Source organism: Devosia faecipullorum (assembly GCF_015158295.1).
Classification (GTDB): domain Bacteria; phylum Pseudomonadota; class Alphaproteobacteria; order Rhizobiales; family Devosiaceae; genus Devosia; species Devosia faecipullorum.
The window spans coordinates 152,586-172,276 of sequence record NZ_JACDXV010000002.1; the positions used below are offsets into that span (position 1 = coordinate 152,586).

19 protein-coding genes are annotated in these 19,691 nt (G+C 62.6%); 14 read left to right on the top strand and 5 right to left on the bottom strand.

The window, feature by feature from the left end; all coding sequences use genetic code 11:
* The first annotated feature begins 17 nt into the window (after positions 1 to 17).
* Positions 18 to 899, top strand: coding sequence for an EamA family transporter (locus H0482_RS06535; RefSeq protein ID WP_193729251.1), 882 nt, complete (start codon positions 18 to 20; stop codon positions 897 to 899).
* A gap of 9 nt (positions 900 to 908) precedes the next feature.
* Here H0482_RS06535 and H0482_RS06540 read toward each other — a convergent pair whose 3' ends face one another.
* The 3 genes from H0482_RS06540 to H0482_RS06550 all read right to left on the bottom strand — a co-directional run bounded on the left by H0482_RS06540 (position 909) and on the right by H0482_RS06550 (position 2,509).
* Positions 909 to 1,163, bottom strand: a complete 255-nt coding sequence (locus H0482_RS06540) for an EF-hand domain-containing protein (RefSeq protein ID WP_193729252.1) — start codon at positions 1,161 to 1,163, stop codon at positions 909 to 911.
* 106 nt (positions 1,164 to 1,269) lie between these two features.
* Entirely contained in the window at positions 1,270 to 1,515 is a 246-nt protein-coding gene (locus H0482_RS06545) for an EF-hand domain-containing protein (RefSeq protein WP_193729253.1), read from the bottom strand.
* A 352-nt stretch (positions 1,516 to 1,867) separates the two neighbouring features.
* Positions 1,868 to 2,509 carry a carbonic anhydrase gene (locus H0482_RS06550; RefSeq protein ID WP_193729254.1) on the bottom strand — a complete coding sequence of 214 codons (642 nt, stop codon included), beginning with the start codon at positions 2,507 to 2,509 and terminating at the stop codon, positions 1,868 to 1,870.
* Between the two features lie 71 nt (positions 2,510 to 2,580).
* On the opposite strand from H0482_RS06550, the gene H0482_RS06555 reads away from it, so the two are divergent.
* The 7 genes from H0482_RS06555 to H0482_RS06585 all read left to right on the top strand — a co-directional run bounded on the left by H0482_RS06555 (position 2,581) and on the right by H0482_RS06585 (position 8,987).
* Positions 2,581 to 2,787: a DUF1737 domain-containing protein gene (locus H0482_RS06555; RefSeq protein WP_193729255.1), complete on the top strand. Its 207-nt coding sequence runs from the start codon at positions 2,581 to 2,583 to the stop codon at positions 2,785 to 2,787.
* A gap of 194 nt (positions 2,788 to 2,981) precedes the next feature.
* Positions 2,982 to 4,616, top strand: coding sequence for a methyl-accepting chemotaxis protein (locus H0482_RS06560; RefSeq protein ID WP_230989495.1), 1,635 nt, complete (start codon positions 2,982 to 2,984; stop codon positions 4,614 to 4,616).
* 35 nt (positions 4,617 to 4,651) lie between these two features.
* Positions 4,652 to 5,014 (top strand): methylglyoxal synthase, encoded by a 363-nt coding sequence (locus tag H0482_RS06565; protein WP_193729256.1) that lies wholly within the window; start codon positions 4,652 to 4,654, stop codon positions 5,012 to 5,014.
* Between the two features lie 160 nt (positions 5,015 to 5,174).
* Positions 5,175 to 5,945 carry an ABC transporter ATP-binding protein gene (locus tag H0482_RS06570; protein WP_230989496.1) on the top strand — a complete coding sequence of 257 codons (771 nt, stop codon included), beginning with the start codon at positions 5,175 to 5,177 and terminating at the stop codon, positions 5,943 to 5,945.
* Positions 5,946 to 6,650 (top strand): ABC transporter ATP-binding protein, encoded by a 705-nt coding sequence (locus tag H0482_RS06575; protein ID WP_193729258.1) that lies wholly within the window; start codon positions 5,946 to 5,948, stop codon positions 6,648 to 6,650. It begins immediately after the preceding gene.
* A 4-nt stretch (positions 6,651 to 6,654) separates the two neighbouring features.
* On the top strand, positions 6,655 to 7,662 hold the full coding sequence (locus H0482_RS06580) for a branched-chain amino acid ABC transporter permease (protein ID WP_193729259.1): 1,008 nt from the start codon (positions 6,655 to 6,657) through the stop codon (positions 7,660 to 7,662).
* Positions 7,659 to 8,987, top strand: coding sequence for a branched-chain amino acid ABC transporter permease (locus tag H0482_RS06585; protein WP_193729260.1), 1,329 nt, complete (start codon positions 7,659 to 7,661; stop codon positions 8,985 to 8,987). Before H0482_RS06580 ends, H0482_RS06585 begins: the two co-directional genes overlap by 4 nt.
* A 126-nt stretch (positions 8,988 to 9,113) precedes the next feature.
* Here H0482_RS06585 and H0482_RS06590 read toward each other — a convergent pair whose 3' ends face one another.
* Complete coding sequence (locus H0482_RS06590) at positions 9,114 to 9,704, bottom strand: class I SAM-dependent methyltransferase (protein WP_193729261.1); 591 nt, start codon at positions 9,702 to 9,704, stop codon at positions 9,114 to 9,116.
* Positions 9,705 to 9,773: 69 nt separating this feature from the next.
* On the bottom strand, positions 9,774 to 10,976 hold the full coding sequence (locus H0482_RS06595) for an ABC transporter substrate-binding protein (protein ID WP_193729262.1): 1,203 nt from the start codon (positions 10,974 to 10,976) through the stop codon (positions 9,774 to 9,776).
* A gap of 222 nt (positions 10,977 to 11,198) precedes the next feature.
* Here H0482_RS06595 and H0482_RS06600 point away from each other — a divergent pair, with 222 nt between their 5' ends.
* The 6 genes from H0482_RS06600 (at position 11,199) to pyc (ending at position 19,685) form a co-directional block, all read left to right on the top strand.
* Positions 11,199 to 12,242: a glycine betaine ABC transporter substrate-binding protein gene (locus H0482_RS06600; protein WP_193729263.1), complete on the top strand. Its 1,044-nt coding sequence runs from the start codon at positions 11,199 to 11,201 to the stop codon at positions 12,240 to 12,242.
* Positions 12,243 to 12,493: 251 nt separating this feature from the next.
* Positions 12,494 to 13,519, top strand: coding sequence for a glycine betaine ABC transporter substrate-binding protein (locus H0482_RS06605; RefSeq protein ID WP_193729264.1), 1,026 nt, complete (start codon positions 12,494 to 12,496; stop codon positions 13,517 to 13,519).
* A 115-nt stretch (positions 13,520 to 13,634) separates the two neighbouring features.
* Complete coding sequence (locus H0482_RS06610; RefSeq protein ID WP_193729265.1) at positions 13,635 to 14,504, top strand: ABC transporter permease; 870 nt, start codon at positions 13,635 to 13,637, stop codon at positions 14,502 to 14,504.
* Position 14,505: 1 nt separating this feature from the next.
* On the top strand, positions 14,506 to 15,546 hold the full coding sequence (locus H0482_RS06615; protein ID WP_193729266.1) for a quaternary amine ABC transporter ATP-binding protein: 1,041 nt from the start codon (positions 14,506 to 14,508) through the stop codon (positions 15,544 to 15,546).
* A 179-nt stretch (positions 15,547 to 15,725) separates the two neighbouring features.
* The gene (locus H0482_RS06620) at positions 15,726 to 16,142 is read left to right on the top strand and encodes a TIGR01244 family sulfur transferase (protein WP_193729267.1); all 417 of its coding nucleotides are present in this window, start codon (positions 15,726 to 15,728) and stop codon (positions 16,140 to 16,142) included.
* 102 nt (positions 16,143 to 16,244) lie between these two features.
* Positions 16,245 to 19,685: a pyruvate carboxylase gene (gene pyc / locus H0482_RS06625; protein WP_193729268.1), complete on the top strand. Its 3,441-nt coding sequence runs from the start codon at positions 16,245 to 16,247 to the stop codon at positions 19,683 to 19,685.
* Positions 19,686 to 19,691: the final 6 nt, after the last annotated feature.

Below are 19,691 nucleotides of genomic sequence, written 5' to 3' on the forward strand. Positions count from 1 at the left end.
TTTGAAAGGAGCGGCTGATGCCGCTTCGCCACGTATTGCTCGCCCTTCTGGTCGTCGCCATCTGGGGCTTCAATTTCGTCGTCATCAAATTAAGCGTCGAGGCATTGCCGCCCGTTCTGGCCGCAGCCCTGCGGTTCGCCGCCGCTGCCTGTCCGGCCGTGCTTTTTGTGCGTCCGCCCAAGACCTCGTTCTGGATCGTTCTGGGGTTCGGCCTCTGTTTCGGGTTTGCGCTCTACGCCTTCCTTAATCTTTCCATCGCCTGGGGCATGCCGGCGGGCCTGTCCTCGATCGTGCTGCAGACCCAGGCTTTCTTCACCATGCTGATGGCTTTTGTGCTGTTGGGAGAACGCCCGAGCCGGTTTCAGGTTTTGGGCGCGCTGGTGGCTTTTGCCGGCATTGCGGTCATTGCCGGCGAGCGCCTCTCCGGCGCCGGGCTCCTGCCCCTATCGCTGACCCTGCTGGCGGCACTGAGCTGGGGGCTGGCCAATGTGCTGACCAAAAAGGCGGGCGAAATCAATGCCCTGGCCTTTACCGTCTGGGGGGCGCTGGCCGCGCCGGTGCCGTTGTTTTTGCTGTCTGTTTTGACAGAAGGCTGGCCCGCCATTGCGGAGGCGCTGCGCCATTTCTCCTGGTCCGATGCCGGGCTTATCGCTTTTCTGGCCTATCCCTCGACGCTTCTGGGCGGCGCAATCTGGAGCTGGCTGCTGAGCAAGCACCCGGCGTCGGTGGTGGCGCCCTTTACCCTGCTCGTGCCCATTACCGGTCTGGCCTCGGGCTATCTGGTGCTAGGGGAAATGATCACGCCCATTGAAGTCGCCGGGGCTGTGCTGGTGATCGCGGGTCTGGTGGTGACGCTCATGCGGGCGAAAAAGAGCGAGCCGGCGATCCGGCTCGACTAGGGGCGGAGCCTATTCGCCGCCCGGCGCCGGCAGCGCCGACTTTTGCAGGGCATTGAGCTCGTCGGGGCTCAGGCCGCCGCTGGCGTCGAGGTCTGCGGCGACAAATTCATCCTCGGTGAAATCGGTCCAGACGGCGCGCAATTCCTCATATGACAGTTCGCCATTGGCGTCGCTGTCGACCTGGGCGAAGGTGAGTGGGGTCTGGGCCAAAGCGGGCATCGCGCCCAGCGTGAGGGCGGCCAGCGTCAGGACGATCCTGCGCATGTCAAATCTCCTTTGGGTGGGGAAAGATAGTCCATTTGCAGCCGCGGCCACCCCGGAGTGCGGGGTGGCCGGCTGTCGTGCCCCGGATGTGGCGGGGCAGGCGGGCTTACTGGGCCGGTGTCGCCGCGGTGGTCAGGGCTTCATATTCCTCGGCCGAGAGTTCACCATTGCCATCGAGGTCGGCAGCGGCAAAGGCTTCTTCGGTCAGATCGGGCCAGGCGATCACGGCTTCTGCATAGGACACGCCGCCATTGGCATCGGTGTCCACTGCCACGAAATCGGTGGCAGCCTGGGCCATGGCGGCGCCGGAAAGGCCGAGGGCGAAGATGGAGGTCAGGATGATCTTCTTCATGGGAATGCTCCATGTTGACTTGAAAGGAGCGGCGCCGGAACCGGCACCGGCCATTCACGCTGCGGCGAAAGGCGAGGAGAAGATTCGTCGCCCATTGTGGCCCCGCCGGGCCTCGATCCGGGCGGCGAAGGACAAATCTTGGGGCCATTTCCGGGCAGGGTAGAGCGCCCGAATTTCGGGGTTCCCGAAGTCGTGATCGCAATGAACGGCCGGCCTGGAAAAGACTGCCGGATGAACAAGTGTTCACGATTGCGGCAGGGACAGTGCAGATTTGTGAAGAGATCGTGTCGTCTTGGCGGGCAAAAGAAAAGCCGCCTCGGGGGCGGCTCGTCATCAGCGAATTGGGCAGTGGTCAACCAATATCGGGCCGGATGAAATCGCCGCTTTCGGCCATTACCCAAAGTTCTCCACCCGAAATGTCGAACCAGGCGCCATGCAGAGCCAGCTTTCCGTCGGCTTCGAGCTTGGCGACATAGGGAAAGGTGCGCAGGTTGTGGATCGAATTGCGGATGGAGATGCGCTCCATGGCGGTCTGCCGCTCGGTCGGGGTCATCAGGCCGTTCTTGTCGACCTGGCCGGGCAGGTCGCCCAGCATGGTCAGCCATTTGCCGATGAAGTCGCCATCGTCGAGCGGCACTTTATGAGGATTGAGTGCGGCGTGAATGCCACCGCACCGGCCATGGCCCATGACCACGATATTGGCGATGTTGAGCGCCTTGACCGCAAATTCGATCGCCGCCGATGTGCCGTGCTGGCCGCCATCGGGCTGGTAAGGTGGCACCAGGTTGGCGACATTGCGCAAGACGAAGACTTCGCCGGGGCCCGAATCGAAGATCATTTCGGGTGCCGCGCGGCTGTCGCAGCAGGCAATCATAAGGGTGGAAGGTTTTTGTCCGGCGGCGGCCAGGTCGCGATAGCGATCACGTTCGCGCACATAGCGCCCGGACATGAAGGAGGCGTAGCCGTCAAGCAGATGCTGAGGAAAGCTGTGCATGGAATTTCGATTAGCGATATGACGCGGGAGAATCAATGACCCGCATATACAATTTCGCATGGGGATGAGCGATGCAGATTTACCGATTTCTGACCGGCGAGGACGACAGCGCCTTCTGTCACAAGGTCACCAAGGCGCTTTCGGAGGGCTGGCAATTGCATGGCGGGCCTAGCTATGGCTACGACGCGGTGAGCAAGAAGATGCGCTGCGGCCAGGCGGTCGTCCGGACCGTGGCCGACCAGCCTTATGATCCCGACCGCAAGCTCACCGATTATTGAGATGAGGATGCGAAAGCACCGGCATGACAGGTGACAGGGCCAGCGCATCCCCAAGGCTGCGCTGCCTGCTCCCCGGCATGAGCCCTACTATTGTCGCATGCGATTTCATTTGTCAGGGTTACGCCATATACGGAGATTTAATCATAAACGGATAGTCGGGAAGGACAACCAAATGCCTGAAAGGCCTTAGTTTTATGTCCTCGCCTATCCCCGATCAGTTGCAGACACGGCTTGATTTCCTCGGGCTGGATGATGCGGCACGCGCCCGGCTGGCTGAGACCAGGGCGATGGTCGAAGCCCGCCTCGAGCCGGCGCTGGAACGGTTTTACGGGCTATTGGCCGACGTGCCGGAGGTGGCTCGCTTTTTCGAGGGCAGGGGGCATATGGGCCGCGTACAGGGCAAGCAGAGTGGTCATTGGGCCGCCATTGCCAGCGGAAGGCTCGATGCCGAATATCTCGATTCCTCCAGCAAGATCGGTCTGCGTCACGCGCTGATTGGACTCGAGCCGCGCTGGCATATCGGGGGCTATGGCCTGATCATGGAAACCCTGGTCAAGGGTGTCGTTCACGACATGATGGCGGCGGCGACCAAGCCGGAGAAATCCCGCTTCGGGCGCAGCGTGCCGCGCAGCGGTGAGGCGGTATTGGCCGATGCCGACGCCATGGCCGAGACGCTGGTCATCCTGCTCAAGGCGATCATGCTCGACATCGATATCGGGGTCAGCGCTTATTTCGACAAGATCAGTGCCGATGCGCGGGCGCTCGAGGAGGCGTCGCGCGCCAAGATTTCCAGGGCGGTGGTGGCGACCGGCGCGGTGCTGCGCGATGTGGCCGCCGGCGATCTCACCAGCCGGGTGAGCGAGGAGCTCGATCCCGAATTCGATCAGATCAAGGCCGATACCAATGCCGTGGCGGAGCGGCTGGCCGATATTGTGGGGCAGCTCAAACAGACGTCGCGGACGCTCAAGACCACCACCGGGGAAATCCTCGACGGCGCCAACGACCTGGCGGATCGCACGACGCGGCAGGCGGCGACCATTGAGGAAACCACCGCCTCCATCGAGCAATTGGCCGCTGCCGTGGTCGACAATGCAAGACGCGCGACGACGGCCAATGACAAGGCCCAGGCCGTGGCCGCCAATGCCACCAATGGCGGCGAGGCGATGAAACAGGCCAATGAGGCCATGAACGCCATCGAAACCTCGTCGGCCAAGATTTCCAACATTATCGGGCTGATCGACGATATTGCCTTCCAGACCAATCTGCTCGCCCTCAATGCGTCGGTGGAAGCAGCGCGGGCCGGGGAAGCAGGCAAGGGCTTTGCCGTCGTGGCGGTAGAAGTGCGGCGGCTGGCGCAGAGCGCCGCTAATGCCTCCTCGGAAGTCAAGGCGCTGATCGAAACCAGCGCCGGGGAAGTGCGTCATGGCAGCCAATTGGTGGGTCAGGCCGCCGAAGCGCTGCTGGACATTCGGGCTGGCGCCGAGGAAAGCGCCAACCTGATCGAAACCATCGCCGAAGAGAACCGCAACCAGTCGAGGGCCCTCGAGGCGGTGAGTGTGTCGATGCGGCAGATGGACCAGATGACCCAGCACAATGCGGCAATGGTGGAACAGACCAATGCCGCCATTGAACAGACCGAAAGCCAGGCTGCGGATCTGGACGGCATCATCGATGTGTTTTTCACCGGCCATGACGCCGCGCGCGCTGCTATCGGCGTCGCCCGGCCCGCGCCGGCCCACCGCCCCACGGTCAAGGCTGCACCGAAACGCGCGCCGGCGCTGCGCGTGTCCGGCAATACGGCGATTTCCAAGGATTGGGACGAGTTCTGACCGGCGCGGACCGGGGATGGCCCAGGGAGGGTAGCATGGCGCGGATTGGCCTGGTGGCGCATGATGACAGGAAAGATGAGCTCTGCCGCTGGGCTGAGGCGCATCGCGAAACGCTCAGCCGGCACGAATTGTGGGGCACCGGCACGACCGGCAGCCGGGTGATGGCGGCGACGGGGCTGGACGTAAACCTGCTCAAGAGCGGCCCGCTGGGCGGCGACCAGCAATTGGGCGCGATGATCTGTGAAGGACGGCTGGACGTCCTCATCTTCTTCATCGATCCGCTCACGGCCCAGCCCCACGATGTCGATGTCAAGGCGCTGACCCGCCTCGCGACTCTCTACGATGTGCTCTCGGCCCATAACCGTCCCACCGCCGATGCGGTGCTGGCTGCCCTATAGGCCTGTAGAAAACCTCCCGGCCGATGCGGTTTTGTCGGCCTGGCTTTTATCCATCCGTTGACCATCAGCCCTCGTTGTGAGCAGATGCCCCAAAATCGCCCGGATCCAACCGGGTCGCATGGCATTGAGGAACCGGGGCTGATCAAACTTGTCCTCCGACTTGGTTATTGACGTTCGCAACGTCTCAAAAAGCTTTGGCGGCCTGCAGGCCGTCCGCAATTGCTCGCTTTCGGTGCGGCGCGGTTCCATAACCGGGCTGATCGGACCCAATGGCGCGGGCAAATCCACCCTCTTCAACATGGTGGCCGGCAATATCGTGCCCGATAGCGGCGCGGTCATTTTCGACGAAAAGGACGTGACCGGCTTCAAGCCGCACGAATTGTTCCGCATCGGCATGCTGCGCACCTTCCAGATCGCGCATGAATTTTCTCAGATGACGGCGCTGGAAAATCTGATGATGGTGCCGGGCGACCAGCCGGGCGAGCATCTGTTCGACAATTGGTTCCGGCCGGGTCTGGTGCGCTCCCGCGAGACCGAAGTGCGCAAGAAGGCGCTCGACGTCATCGATTTTCTCAAGCTGGGTCATGTGCGCGACGAACTGGCCGGCAATCTGTCGGGCGGCCAGAAGAAGCTGCTCGAACTGGGCCGCACCATGATGGTCGATGCCAAGGTCGTGTTGCTCGATGAAGTGGCTGCCGGCGTCAACAAGACGCTGCTCAACGATCTGGCCAGCAATATCGAGCGCATGAACAGCGAGCTGGGCTATACGTTCTTCGTCATCGAGCACGACATGGACCTGATCGGCCGCCTCTGCGATCCGGTCATCGTCATGGCGCAGGGCGAAAAGATTGCCGAGGGTCCGATGGCCGACATCCGCGCCAATCCTGCAATCGTCGAAGCCTATTTCGGCACTCCGGTAGAGGTGGCGTAAGTGGCGCTGATCGAACTCAAGCACGTCGTCGGCGGCTATGGCGGCGCGCCCATTCTCAATGGCGTCAATCTCGCCATCGAGAAAAGCGATATCGGTGTCATTGTCGGCCCCAATGGCGCAGGCAAGTCGACGACGCTCAAGGCCATTTTCGGCCTGATCAAGGTCACCGGCGGCACGATCGAATTCGGTGGCGAAAACATCGCCAATTCCCTGCCGGACAAATTGGTGCCCAGGGGCCTCTCCTTCGTGCCGCAGGAGAAGAACGTCTTCACCTCGCTCAGCGTCGAAGAAAATCTCGAAATGGGGGCCTTTACCCGCAGCGACGATTATTCGGAGACCATGACCTGGGTCTATGAGATGTTCCCGGTCCTGTTGGAGAAGCGCCGCCAGCCGGCGGGGGAATTGTCCGGCGGACAGCGCCAGATGGTGGCCATGGGACGGGCGCTGATGAGCCGGCCGAGCCTGCTCATGCTGGACGAGCCCTCTGCGGGCCTGTCGCCCCGCTATGTCATCGAGATCTTCGAGACCATCCAGCGCGTCAACCAGGAAGGCGTGGGCATTTTGATGGTGGAGCAGAATGCGCGCCAGGCGCTGGCCTTCGCCACCAGGGGCTTCGTGCTCGCGCAGGGGCAGAACCGCTTTACCGGCACCGGGCCGGAACTGATCGCCGACCCTGAGGTCGCCAAGAGCTTCCTGGGAGGTTGAGCGAATGGATGAACTGATTTTCTTCATCAACCGCGTCTTGATCTCCGGCACGGTGCTGGGCTCGATCTACGCGCTGGGCGCCATTGGCGTGACGCTGATCTTCGGCATTTTGCGTTTTGCCCATTTCGCCCATGGCGACATGATGACAATGGGCGCCTTCATCGCCTTCATGCTGGCGACCGCCCTGGCGGCCATGGGAATCGTGCTGCCTCTGCCTATGGCCTTCGTGGTTCTCCCCGTCGCCATGATAGTCACTGCCTTGCTGGCGCTGGGGATCGACAAGGGGTTTTATGCGCCGCTCCGGGCGCGCGGCGCCAAGCCGGTGACGCTCTTGATCGCCTCGATCGGCGTCACCCTGATGATCCAGGGCCTTATCCGCCTGATCTTCGGTACGGGTACGAAATCGATCTATGTGGCCGGCGAGGCTAAGGATATTTTCCGCTTCGACATGAGTTGGGCGGGAGGCTCGCGCCCCATCAACATTACCGAACCGCAGTTGATCATGTTCGTGGTCACCGCGCTGATCGTCGTGCTTTTGCACGTGTTCCTGACCCGCTCGCGGCTGGGCAAGGCCATGCGGGCCATGGCCGACAATGCCGATCTGGCGCAGGTTTCGGGCATCAATACCGCCCTCGTCGTCCGCGTCACCTGGGTCATCGCTGGTTCGCTGGCTTGCGTCGCCGGCACCATGTTGGCGCTCGATGTGGCGCTGATGCCGGACCTCGCGTTCAACATTGTGCTCCCAATCTTTGCCGCCGCCATTGTTGGTGGGCTCGGCCATGCCTATGGCGCCATTGTCGGAGGCTTCCTCATCGCCTTTGCCGAGACGCTGGCCGTGTTCAACTGGACTGCGGTGCTACGGCCGCTCAATGCCATTCTGCCCGAGGGCATGGCGCTGCCGGCCAATCTGGCGCTGGTGCCAACCGAATATAAGCTCACCGTGGCTTTCGTCATCCTCGTGGTCACCCTACTGATGCGACCCACTGGTATCTTCAAGGGAGCATCGACATGAGCGCCGCTTCCGCCGTTCAGGCCGGTCTGGACAATCCGCTGCGTCGAGGCTTGCTGCTTTTCGCTGCCATGTTCGTCATCATATTGGCGGTCGGGCTGGTCCAGGGCACGGCCTCCATTCTTCTGATCCTGACGCAGGCCACCGCCTTCGCGCTGATTGCCCTGGGCCTCAATATTCAATGGGGTTATGGCGGGCTGTTCAATTTCGCCATCATGGGTTTCCTCATGGTGGGCGGCGCCTCGACAGTCTTTCTCTCCTATCCGGTCAATATCGACTTCTGGCAGAGCGAAGGCCCGATGATGCTGGGCCGGGCGCTGATCGCCTTTCTTGTCGGCGTTGTTCTGGTCATGCTGGCCCGCCGCTCCGACCGCATCGGCATCAGCGGCGGCTGGAAGACCGCTTTGGTGGCCCTTGCCTGGTTCGCCGGCTATATCATCTACCGCACCCAGATCGATCCGGCCGCCGCCTATATCGAATCCACTGCCGGCTTTGTTGGCGGGCTGGGTTTGCATCCCGTGCTCGGCTGGGCTTTTGGCGGGCTGGTTTCGGCGGTGATCGCCTTTTATATCGGCAAGATCAGCCTTGGCCTCAGGACCGATTACCTGGCTATTGCCACGATCGGCATTTCCGAAATCCTGCGGGCCTTGATCAAGAACATGGACTGGTTGACGCGCGGCACCATGACCGTCTCGCCCATGCCCTGGCCCACCCCCTTGCCGCAGCACCTGCAAGCCGCCGGTTTCAGCATTCCCGAGAGCTTCATCTATGCAAGGCTCGGTTTCCTGACGCTGGCCGTCATCATCCTGGCGATCGCCTTCGTGCTGGTGCAGCGGGTCTATGGCGGGCCGTGGGGCCGAATGATGCGCGCCATCCGCGACAATCACATCTCGGCGGCCTCCATGGGCAAGGACGTCACCGGGCGGCAGCTCGAACTCTTCGTCTTCGGCTCGATCCTGATGGGCATTGGCGGGGCCATGCTGGCCACCTTCACCCAGATTTTCGACCCCTCCGGCTATCAGCCCATCAACCACACCTTCATGATCTGGGTGATGGTCATTGTCGGCGGCGCCGGCAACAATTGGGGCGTCCTGCTCGGGGCCTTCCTCATCTATATCGTCTGGATTATTTCCGATCCGCTGGCGCAGATGATCTTCCTCAACCTGTCCGCCTTCACCGACAGCATTGGCTGGGGCTCCATTCCCGAGATCGACAGCCGGGCTCTGCAAATGCGCGTCTTCGTGCTCGGCGTGGTCATCACCATCGCCCTGCGCTATGCGCCGAAGGGGTTGATACCGGAAGTGGTGCGGCGTGAGGCGTCACGCTAGGCCGCTTTCAGGAAGTGTGGATAACGGCCTTCCGGCGTGGGCATGCGATAAAACACACATAGAGGCCATTTCAGCGTTGTTGCCGACGCTGAAATGGTCGCGGTGCAGCGCCGTCTAGCCAGGGGCTCAGCGGCGCGCGGTGACCCAGAGCCATTCGGTAGGCTTTTTGTCATAGCCCGAGCCTTCGACGCTTTGCAGGGCGAGGGACGTCCAGGGCGCGGCCTGGCGATAATGGTCCAGCAGCGTGGCGGCGTCGGGATAATTGTAATAGCGACCGAAGCGGTCGCGGCCCTCGCCGGTCCCGGCCTTGAAGCTGGCGACAAAAAGCCCGCCTGGTCTGAGGGCGGTGAAAATGCGGGTGAGGTCGGCGGTCAATTCGGCTGCTGGTGCGTGCAGAAGGCTGGCGCAGGCCCAGACACCATCATAGGCCGCGACCGCGTCGAGTTCGTCAAAGCGCAGTAACCGCACAGGCAGGCCGATCCGTTTTGTGGCTTCCGCCGCCAATTGCGCGGAGGCGTCGGTCGGGTCGATATCAAGCCCATTGGCGCGCATGAAGGCGGCGTCGCGGCCGCTTCCCGACCCCAGTTCAAGAACCCGCGCGCCCGGTGGCAAGGCCGCGATGAAGGCGTTCAGATGCGGATCAGGCGCGTCAGCGCCGTGTTGCACATAATGGCTTGCTTCCCGCGCGTAAAATTCGAGCGTTTTATCGTCAGGCATGGCTCTCGATCATAAAAAAAAAGCCCGGGAGATTTACCCCCGGGCTTCATCAGGTCACAGACGATCAAATTACTTGATCAGGCCCTTGTCAACGGCAACGCCGCCTTCGATGACCCAGTAATTGATGGCACCGGCAACGTCGCCGGCATCGTCGAACTCGATGGAGCCGGAGGCGCCTTCGTAATTGATGTCGGTTCCGGCAGCGATCAGTTCCTTGGCCTTGGCCCATTCGCCCGGCAGGATGGTTTCGCCCGGACCATTGGCGATTTCACGCAGGGCGGCCGAAACGCCGGCGCGGTCAGCCGAGCCATTCTTCTCGATGGCCAGGGCCAGAAGGAATACGGCGTCATAGGAATTGGTCACATAAGTGCCGTTGACATCCTGCCCGGCGGCTGCGGTGAGCGCATCGAGAGCATTATATGCTGGACCTTCGGCCGCAGCAGCCTGGGTCAGGATCATGCCTTCGAGATCGGCACCGTTGCGGCTGGCGAGCAGGGCATCGCCGGCCATGCCGTCGCCACCCATGAACAGGTCGAACGAGCCGGATTCGATCGCCTGGTTGAGGATGGCGCCGCCGCCGGAATTCTCGTAGCCATAGATCACCAGCGCGGTGGCGCCAGCAGCTTCGATCTGACCGATTTCCGGACGATAGTCGGCCTTGCCGTCTTCGTGGGCGACATTGGCGAGCACCGTGCCGCCGGCCGCGGTGAAGGCGTCGGCAAAGGCGCCAGCCAGGCCCGAGCCGTAATCATTGTTGAGATAGGTGAGGCCCACCTCGTTCACGCCCATGCTCAGCAGCAATTCCGCTGCCTTGACGCCCTGAACGGAGTCGGGAACCACGTCGCGGAAGACGAGGTCGTTGTCGTCCAGTTCGGCGACGGCCGGAGCCGTCGAGGCCGGGGAAATCATCACGACATTGCCGGGAATGGCCGAGCCATTTGCGCCTGCAAGGGTCGCACCGGAGCAAAAACCGCCGAAAATGGCGACGACGTTTTCGGCGTTGACCAGGCGGTCGGCTGCCGGACCGGCGGCGCTGGCATCGCAACCGCTATCGGCGATGACCGAGGTCAGGGTCTGGCCATCGAGAATGCCGCCCTGATCGTTGACATTGGCGATGGCGAGATTGCCGGCATCGACCATGCCCGGTGCAAAACCGGCAATACCGCCGGTCAGGTCGGCAAGAAAGCCGAGCTTGACTTCCTGGGCCAGCGCCGGAGCGGCGACGATCAGCGTCGTGGCGGCGACCGCCAGGGTCAGGGTTTTGTTGAACATAGACGTCCCTCTGTTTCCTTTGCGCGCCGGAAGGCCTTGCTGGCCTGGTTTCTTTCGGCGCGACTATGCTCGGGGGCGCGCGATACGCCCCGCTGGTAGAGACTGTTGCACATTCTTGGCGCAGGAGTCACCGGGGTGCGGGCGATAAATCATCGCGCTTGCGCAGTTGCTTAACGGGACGGTTTTCCGCATAGATTTCCTCTCTCTCGAGGAGGGGCGGCCATGGGCCTGAGGCATGCATTGATCTTGGTGGCGATGCTGGCTGTGCCGGTCGGGCCGGCCCTCGGGCAATTGAGCGTGCTTGATCGCGCCCAGGACGTCGTTTCTCAGCCCGCCTCGCCTGCCCAGGCACCCGAGCCCGCTGCGCCGCCGCCGGTCTGCGGCACGCAGCCCCTCACCATTGCGCGGATGAGCTGGCCCTCATCGATCCTGCTGGCCGAAATCCATGCCCGGATCCTGCAAACCCAGTTCGACTGCGATATTCGGCTCACGCAAGGCGATCTGGGTGCCACCGCCTCGGCCATGGGTTCGAATGGCCAGCCTGCAGTGGCGCCCGAACTCTGGGTGAACCGGGTCGCCGATGTGTGGAACGGAGCGACGGAGGCGCAGATGGTGCGCAGCGCCGCGCCCAGCTATGCCGAAACGAGCCTCGAAGGCTGGTTCATGCCGCTTTATGCCGCCGACAGTTTGGGCGGCGCTGTGAGCGCGGCGGGGCTTGTGGCGGCCTTGCCCCTGCTCGCGCCCGGCCAGAAGACGCGCTTCATCTCCTGTCCGCTGGATTGGGCCTGCTCGATCATCAATCGCAACCTCATCGCCGCCCATGGCCTGGCCGGGCTGGTTGAGATCGTCGAGCCGGCCAATCGCTTCGAGATGGACCGGCTGATCGCCGAGGCGGTCAATCGGCGCGAGCCGTTCCTGTTCTATTACTGGCAGCCCAATGCGGTGCTGGCGCAACTCGATTTCGCCGCGCTGGACATGGGCGCATATGACGAGGAAGCGGCAAGGTGCCTCGCGGACCGGGATTGCGCCGATCCCCGTCCATCCGCCTTTGCGCCCGAGCAGGTGGTGATAGCCCTCGTTGAGCGCGTCTTTACCGGCATGCCGCAGATCGCCGCCTATTTTCAACGCGCCAGAATGCCATTGGCCGAGATGAACCAATTGCTGGCCCAGCTCAACCAGCCCGGCGCGACCCCCGAAGCGGTGGCGGAACGCTTCGTCGCCGAGCGGCGTCAGGTCTGGCAGGGCTGGGTCGAGACCGCCTATTGACGTGGCGGCTCCGGTCCGAAACCCTGTCTCTCAGATATTTTTTCCCTTTCTGATAGTCAATTTTCTACATGCCACCTTCTTGGGCAATCAAGAATTGAAGGTCTGACAATAGATCTTTCAAGTTACGCAATCCATGCGATCAAGAATTTATAAGACTGATTGTCTGTTATTGAGATAATATTGCCAGATTTGACACCTAATTCTGCCATCTTTATGGTCCGGCGCATTCCACAATAGCAGGAGTTAGCCTGATGATTTTGAAATCCGGTGGCATTGCCGCCGCGATAGCTGTTGCCTTGTTCTCGGCGACCAGCTTTCCCGCCCTTGCCCAGGATGACGCCGCGGCCTGCGGCACCGATCGCAAGATCGACATTGCCGAAATGACCTGGCCGTCCGCCGCGGCGCTGGCGCATATCCATGCGACGATCCTCGGGGAGGGGTTTGGCTGCAATGTCGAGATCGTCACCGGCGACACGGTGCCGACATCCTCCTCCATGCTCAGCCGCGGCAGCCCGGCCATTGCGCCCGAGCTGTGGACCAGCGCCATCGAGGATGCCTGGGCGGAGGGTGTCGAGGAGGGGAGAGTGGTCTCCCTTGGCGACGCCATTACCGACGGCACCGTCGAGGGCTGGTTCATTCCCCAATATCTGCAGGCCGAGCACCCCGAACTGACCAGCGCCGAAGCGGTTATCGCCCGGCCGGACCTGTTTGCCGATCCCGAGGACGAAGCCAAGGGCCGGCTCTATTCCTGCCCGCCCGGCTGGGCCTGTGAATTGTCGACCTCGGCCCTGTTCGAAGCCTATGACATGGACGAGACCTGGAACCTGTTCTCGCCCGGTTCGGGCGGTGCACTCGATGCCTCGATCGCCCGTGCCTTCACGCGCGATGAGCCTATCCTCTTCTATTATTGGGGGCCGACCGCGATTCTGGGCAAATATCCGGCAGTGCAGCTCGATCTGGGCGAAACTTTCGCCGATGTCTATGCCTGCAATACCGACCCCGATTGCGCCGATCCGGCGGGGGTGACGGCCTATCCGTCGAGCCCGGCAGTGGTGGGCGCCGCGTCCTGGATCGTCGATGAGGCGCCAATCCTGGCCGCGTATTTCGGCAAGGTCGGCCTCACCAATGCGCAGATCAGCGAATTGCTGGTCTATGGTGACGAGAACCAGGCCGATGCGGCCGAGACAGCCGAAAACTTCCTGCGTACCCGGCAGGAGGTGTGGACCAATTGGGTGCCCGCCATAGTGGCCGAAAAGGTTCTGGCCGCGCTCGGCTGAGGCCCTCCAACCCCCTGATCAACGGCCGGGCTCCGACCCGGCCGTTTGCCGCGTCCGATCCCGGGGCCAGCTGTGCTGGGTCCGGGTTCGAGCGCCGTCAATCGAGAAATTGAACATGTTTCCTGAACTGATCGATACGCGCCCATTGCGCCGGGCGATCGATGACGGCCTCAATTGGGTCGTCCGCAATTGGGGAGGCGAGCTGGAAGCCGCCGCCCATCCATTGCTCATGCTGCTCAACGGTATCGAGCGCCTGCTCGTTTCGACGCCCTGGTGGCTGATTTTCATCATTGTGGTCGGTGTCGCCTGGCTTGCCACCCGCAATTGGAAATTGCCGTCATTGGTGCTGGCGTCACTTCTGTTCCTCGGCATTATGGGGCTGTGGCGCGACGCCATGGCGACCACGGCGCTGATGATCGCCGCGACATTGACCGTTATCGTCGCTTCCATGCCCATCGGGGTCTGGATGAGCCGGTCGCTGCGGGCGCGGCAGATCATCACCCCGATCCTCGATCTGATGCAGACCCTGCCCAGCTTCGTCTATCTCATTCCCACGGTGATGATCTTCGGCCCTGGCAAGATCCCGGCCCTACTCGCCACCATCGTCTATGCGGCCCCGCCGCTGGTGCGGCTGACCGATCTGGGCCTGCGCTCCGTCGATCCGGCGGTGATGGAAGCCAGTCGCTCCTTCGGCACCAGTCCGGGCCAGCGGCTGGTCGGCGTGCAGATCCCCCTGGCTTTGCCGACCATCCTGGCCGGCATCAACCAGACCACGATGATGGCTTTGTCCATGGTGGTCATCGCCTCGATGATCGGCGCCGGTGGCCTCGGCTACCAGGTCTTGCAGGGCATTGGCCGGCTCGAAGTCAGCCGTGGTCTGTTTGCGGGTCTGGGCATCGTCGTGCTCGCCATCATCTTTGATCGGATTACCCAATCCTTCGGCAGGCAATTGCAGGCCCGTATCGGTATGGCGGAGGCGCGCTAACATGAGTGACAATGATTTCGCCATCCGCATGACCGGCGTCACCAAGATTTTCGGCGACGACCCGCAGGCAGCTTTGGCGCTGTTGCGCGCCGGCAAGTCCAAGGCCGATGTGCAGGCCGAGACCAATCATGTCGTGGGGCTCGACAATGTCTCGCTCGATATCGCTCGTGGCCAGATCTTCGTGGTCATGGGCCTGTCCGGCTCGGGCAAATCCACCCTGATCCGCCACGTCAACCGGCTTATTGAGCCGACTGCGGGCGAAATTCTGGTCGAAGGCACCGATGTGCTCAAGATGGGGCTGCCGGACCTGCGGACCTATCGGCGCAACAATGTCGCCATGGTGTTCCAGAAATTCGGACTCCTGCCGCATCGCTCGGTGATCGACAATGTCGCCTATGGCCTGGAGGTCAAAGGCGTGGGGAAGGTTGAGCGGCTGGAGCGGGCCGCGAAATGGATCGAGACGGTGGGCCTTTCAGGCTATGAGGCCAGCCAGCCAAGGCAATTGTCGGGTGGCCAGCAGCAAAGGGTGGGCCTGGCGCGGGCCTTGGCGCTCGATACCGACATCATCCTCATGGACGAGGCCTTTTCCGCGCTCGATCCCTTGATCCGCTCGGGCATGCAGGACCAGTTGATGGAGCTGCAAAAGAGCCTGGGCAAGACGATCCTGTTCATCACCCATGATTTCGATGAGGCGCTCAAGATTGCCGACCGCATCGCCGTGCTCCGGGATGGGGCGGTGCAGCAGGAGGGCCGGCCGGAAGATATCGTGCTCAAGCCCGCCAATGAGCATATCGAGGATTTCGTGCGCGAGGTGAACAAGGCCCGCGCCATTCATGTGCGCACCATCATGGAGCGCGGCGCCTTCGATGAATGCCAATATAGCGTGCCGGCCGATGCGCGCTGCGAGGACGTGTTGCCCTATTTCGCCGAGCATCAATGGGTGGGCGTCACCGATGAGGACGGCAACCAGATCGGCCGCGTTACCGCCAGAAGGGTCATCAAGGCGCTGGCGCGCTATACGCCGGGCGCCAATGAGGGCTGACCCCCTTGCCACCGCGGGGCGGCGCCGGCATCGGCGCGCCGCCTCATGCTTTGGGATGATAGCCCTTCTGTCTAAGGCGACAGTCTGATGACAGCTTTGCGCCGCGCCCTGTTGCGCCCGCGCAAGGCAGGCGGTTATAAGTGTGCCGCAATGCCAAACTCGGCACGGGGAGCAACGCCTTGGATTTGAAGCGGATCAACGATCGCGTCAGCGTTTCTGGACAGATCAGAGCGGAAGACGTGACAACGCTCAAACAGCTCGGCTTTGTCGCCATCGTCAACAATCGTCCGGACGGGGAATCTCCCGATCAACCGGCGGGCGCCGAGATCGAAGCGGCGGCCAAGGCCGCCGGACTCGCCTATCATGCCATTCCGCTGGGGCGCGAGGGGGTCAATCCCGAACTCGTGGCCCAGACCAAGGCCGTGCTCGAGGGGAGCCATGGCAAGGTGTTCTGTTTCTGCCGGTCGGGCACGCGCTCGACCACGCTCTGGGCGCTGAGTCAGGCGGGGGAAGCCCCGGCCGATCAGATCATCGCCGAGGCGGCAGAGGCCGGATATGACATGAGCCATCTGGCCGGCTATCTCGGCCAGAACTGAAGACTGAATTTATTGGCGGTTGGGCGGGCAACCGCCCGTCGTCGATGTGCTGAGCCGGACCCTAAAGCGGTCCCCGACCCCTTCTGCTCGGAATTTAAATCGATGCCTATCAAGAAAATCCTCGTTGCCAATCGCAGCGAAATCGCCATTCGCGTGTTTCGCGCCGCCAATGAACTCGGGCTGAAGACGGTCGCGGTCTTTGCCGAAGAAGACAAATTGGCGCTGCACAGGTTCAAGGCCGACGAGGCCTATCTCATCGGCAAGGGCCTTGGGCCGGTCGAAGCCTATCTGCAGATCGAGGAATATATCCGCATCGCGCGGATTTCGGGCGCCGACGCCATCCATCCCGGCTATGGGCTGCTCTCGGAAAGCCCCGAATTCGTCGATGCCTGCGAGGCCGCTGGCATCACCTTTATCGGCCCGCGCGCCCAGACCATGCGCGATCTCGGCAACAAGGTGGCGGCCCGCAACATGGCCATTGCCTCCAATGTGCCGGTGGTGCCGGCCACCGAGGCGCTGCCCGACGATCCCGAGGCCATCAGGACGCTGGCCGCGGAAATCGGCTATCCGCTGATGCTCAAGGCCAGCTGGGGCGGCGGCGGACGCGGCATGCGCCGCATCATGGATGAAAAAAGCCTGCTTTCGGAAGTGTCCGAGGGCAAGCGTGAGGCCAAGGCGGCCTTCGGCAAGGACGAGATGTATCTCGAAAAGCTGATCGAGCGCGCCCGCCATGTCGAGGTGCAGCTGATCGGGGACGATCACGGCAATCTGGTGCATCTTTACGAGCGCGATTGCTCGGTGCAGCGGCGCAACCAGAAAGTGGTGGAACGCGCGCCCGCGCCCTATCTGTCCGAGGCGGTGCGCAAGGATCTGACCGATGCCGCGGTGCGGCTGGGCAAGGCGGCCAATTATCGCGGCGCCGGCACCGTCGAATTCCTTATGGACGCCGACAATGACCAATTCTACTTCATCGAGGTCAATCCACGCATCCAGGTGGAGCATACCGTCACCGAGGAAGTGACCGGCATCGACATCGTCAAGGCGCAGATCCACCTGCTCGACGGCGCGGTGATCGGCACCCCCGAAAGCGGCGTGCCGCTCCAGGAGAATATCCGGCTCAACGGCAATGCCATTCAGTGCCGCGTCACCACTGAAGACCCGGAACAGAATTTTATTCCCGATTATGGCCGCATCACCGCCTATCGCGGCGCCACCGGCTTCGGGGTACGGCTCGATGGCGGTACCGCCTATGCCGGGGCTATTATCACCCGCTATTACGATCCGCTCCTGGAAAAAGTCACCTGCTGGGCCCCCAGCGCCGACGAGGCCATTGCCCGCATGCACCGCGCCCTGCGCGAATTCCGCATCAGGGGCGTCGCCACCAATCTGGCCTTCCTCGAAAACATCATCACCCATCCCGATTTTGTCGAGAACCGCTATACGACGCGGTTCATCGACACGACGCCGGCTTTGTTCAATTTCAAGCCGCGCAAGGACCGGGCGACGAAGCTGCTCACCTATATCGCCGACGTGACGGTGAACGGGCATCCCGAGGTGCGCGACCGTCCGCGCCCGCCTGCCGATGCGGCGGCCCCCATCGTGCCGGACTTTGCGCCCCTCGCCGTGGTCGAGGGCAGCCGGCAGGTGCTGGACCGGGACGGCCCCGAGGGCCTGGCGCGCTGGATGAAGGCGCAGGAACGGGTTCTGTTCACCGACACCACGATGCGCGACGCGCATCAATCGCTGCTCGCGACGCGCATGCGCAGCTTCGACATTACCCGCATCGCCCAGGCCTATAGCGCCGGCCTGCCGAACCTGTTCAGCCTCGAATGCTGGGGCGGGGCGACGTTCGACGTCTCCATGCGCTTCCTCAACGAAGACCCCTGGGAGCGGCTGGCCAAGGTGCGCGAGGGCGCGCCCAATATTCTCACCCAGATGCTGCTGCGCGGCTCGAACGGGGTCGGCTATACCAATTATGCCGACAATGTCGTGCAGTTCTTCGTCCGGCAGGCGGCTCGGGGTGGCGTCGATATTTTCCGCATTTTCGACTGCCTCAACTGGGTGGAGAACATGCGCGTCTCCATCGATGCGGTGATCGAGGCGGGCAAGGTGGCCGAAGGCGCCATCTGCTATACCGGCGATCTCTTCGATCCCGACCGGGCCAAATACGATCTCAAATATTATGTCGGCCTCGCCAAGCAATTGGAGGCGGCCGGCGCCCATGTCCTGGGAATCAAGGACATGGCGGGCCTGCTCAAGCCCGCTGCGGCTAAAAAGCTGGTCTCGGTGCTCAAGGACGAGGTGGGCCTGCCCATCCATCTTCACACCCACGACACCTCGGGCGCATCGGCGGCGACGGTGTTGGCGGCGGTGGAGGCCGGGGTCGATGCGGTGGACGCCGCCATGGACGCGCTCTCCTCGACCACCAGCCAGCCGACCTTGGGCTCGCTGGTTGCTGCGCTTGACGGGGATGCGCGCGATCCGGGGCTCGATGCCAAGGCAATCCAGCAGATTTCCTTCTATTGGGAAGCCGTGCGCACCCAATACCGGGCCTTCGAGAGCGATCTCAAGGGCGGCGCTTCGGAAGTTTATCTGCACGAAATGCCGGGTGGGCAATTCACCAATCTCAAGGAACAGGCGCGCTCGCTGGGGCTCGAAACCCGCTGGCACGAGGTCGCCCAGACCTATGCCGACGTCAACCAGATGTTCGGCGACATCGTCAAGGTGACGCCGAGTTCGAAAGTGGTCGGCGACATGGCGCTGGCCATGGTCTCGGCGGGCCTCAAGCGCAGCGATGTCGAAGATCCCAACAAGGACATCGCCTTTCCCGATTCCGTCGTCGGCTTCTTTGCCGGCGATCTGGGCCAGCCGCCGGGCGGCTTTCCTGCGGCGCTGCAAAAGAAGGTGCTCAAGGGTAAAAAGCCGATGCAGGAGCGCCCCGGCTCCTATCTCAAGGAAGTCGATCTCGAGGCCGAGCGGGCCAGGATCTCCGAGGAAGCCGGCGTGCCGGTCGATGATTTCCGCCTGGCCTCCTATCTGATGTATCCCAAGGTCTATTCGGATTTCGAAAAGACCCAGGATCGGTACGGGCCCACCGAAGTGCTGCCCACCCCGGTCTATTTCTATGGGCTCGAAGAGGGCGATGAAGTCCTGGTGGACATCGAAAGGGGCAAGACGCTGGTCGTCACCTATCAGGGCCGGGCTCCGACCAATGAAAAGGGCGAGGTCCGGGTCTTCTTCGATCTCAACGGCCAGCCGCGCACCATCACCGTGCCCGATAGGCTGAAGGCCGGAGAGGTCATCGTACGCGCCAAGGCGGTGGTCAGCGATCCCAGGCAAGTTGGTGCGCCGATGCCGGGCGTCATCTCGACCCTGGCCGTGGCCCAGGGCCAGAAGGTCAGCGCCGGCGACGTCCTATGCTCGATCGAGGCCATGAAGATGGAAACGGCCATTCATGCCGAGGTCGATGGCGTGGTGGTTGAATTGCTGATCAAGCCCGGCGACCAGATCGACGCCAAGGATCTGCTGGTGCGGCTGGAATAGTAAGTG

What these genes read in the sequence shown, in the direction of transcription:
- H0482_RS06535 (WP_193729251.1), top strand. Translation starts at nt 18, where the DNA reads ATGCCGCTTCGCCACGTATTGCTCGCCCTTCTGGTCGTCGCCATCTGG.
- H0482_RS06540 (WP_193729252.1), bottom strand. Translation starts at nt 1,163, where the DNA reads ATGCGCAGGATCGTCCTGACGCTGGCCGCCCTCACGCTGGGCGCGATG.
- H0482_RS06545 (WP_193729253.1), bottom strand. Translation starts at nt 1,515, where the DNA reads ATGAAGAAGATCATCCTGACCTCCATCTTCGCCCTCGGCCTTTCCGGC.
- H0482_RS06550 (WP_193729254.1), bottom strand. Translation starts at nt 2,509, where the DNA reads ATGCACAGCTTTCCTCAGCATCTGCTTGACGGCTACGCCTCCTTCATG.
- H0482_RS06555 (WP_193729255.1), top strand. Translation starts at nt 2,581, where the DNA reads ATGCAGATTTACCGATTTCTGACCGGCGAGGACGACAGCGCCTTCTGT.
- H0482_RS06560 (WP_230989495.1), top strand. Translation starts at nt 2,982, where the DNA reads ATGTCCTCGCCTATCCCCGATCAGTTGCAGACACGGCTTGATTTCCTC.
- H0482_RS06565 (WP_193729256.1), top strand. Translation starts at nt 4,652, where the DNA reads ATGGCGCGGATTGGCCTGGTGGCGCATGATGACAGGAAAGATGAGCTC.
- H0482_RS06580 (WP_193729259.1), top strand. Translation starts at nt 6,655, where the DNA reads ATGGATGAACTGATTTTCTTCATCAACCGCGTCTTGATCTCCGGCACG.
- H0482_RS06585 (WP_193729260.1), top strand. Translation starts at nt 7,659, where the DNA reads ATGAGCGCCGCTTCCGCCGTTCAGGCCGGTCTGGACAATCCGCTGCGT.
- H0482_RS06590 (WP_193729261.1), bottom strand. Translation starts at nt 9,704, where the DNA reads ATGCCTGACGATAAAACGCTCGAATTTTACGCGCGGGAAGCAAGCCAT.
- H0482_RS06595 (WP_193729262.1), bottom strand. Translation starts at nt 10,976, where the DNA reads ATGTTCAACAAAACCCTGACCCTGGCGGTCGCCGCCACGACGCTGATC.
- H0482_RS06600 (WP_193729263.1), top strand. Translation starts at nt 11,199, where the DNA reads ATGGGCCTGAGGCATGCATTGATCTTGGTGGCGATGCTGGCTGTGCCG.
- H0482_RS06605 (WP_193729264.1), top strand. Translation starts at nt 12,494, where the DNA reads ATGATTTTGAAATCCGGTGGCATTGCCGCCGCGATAGCTGTTGCCTTG.
- H0482_RS06610 (WP_193729265.1), top strand. Translation starts at nt 13,635, where the DNA reads ATGTTTCCTGAACTGATCGATACGCGCCCATTGCGCCGGGCGATCGAT.
- H0482_RS06615 (WP_193729266.1), top strand. Translation starts at nt 14,506, where the DNA reads ATGAGTGACAATGATTTCGCCATCCGCATGACCGGCGTCACCAAGATT.
- pyc (WP_193729268.1), top strand. Translation starts at nt 16,245, where the DNA reads ATGCCTATCAAGAAAATCCTCGTTGCCAATCGCAGCGAAATCGCCATT.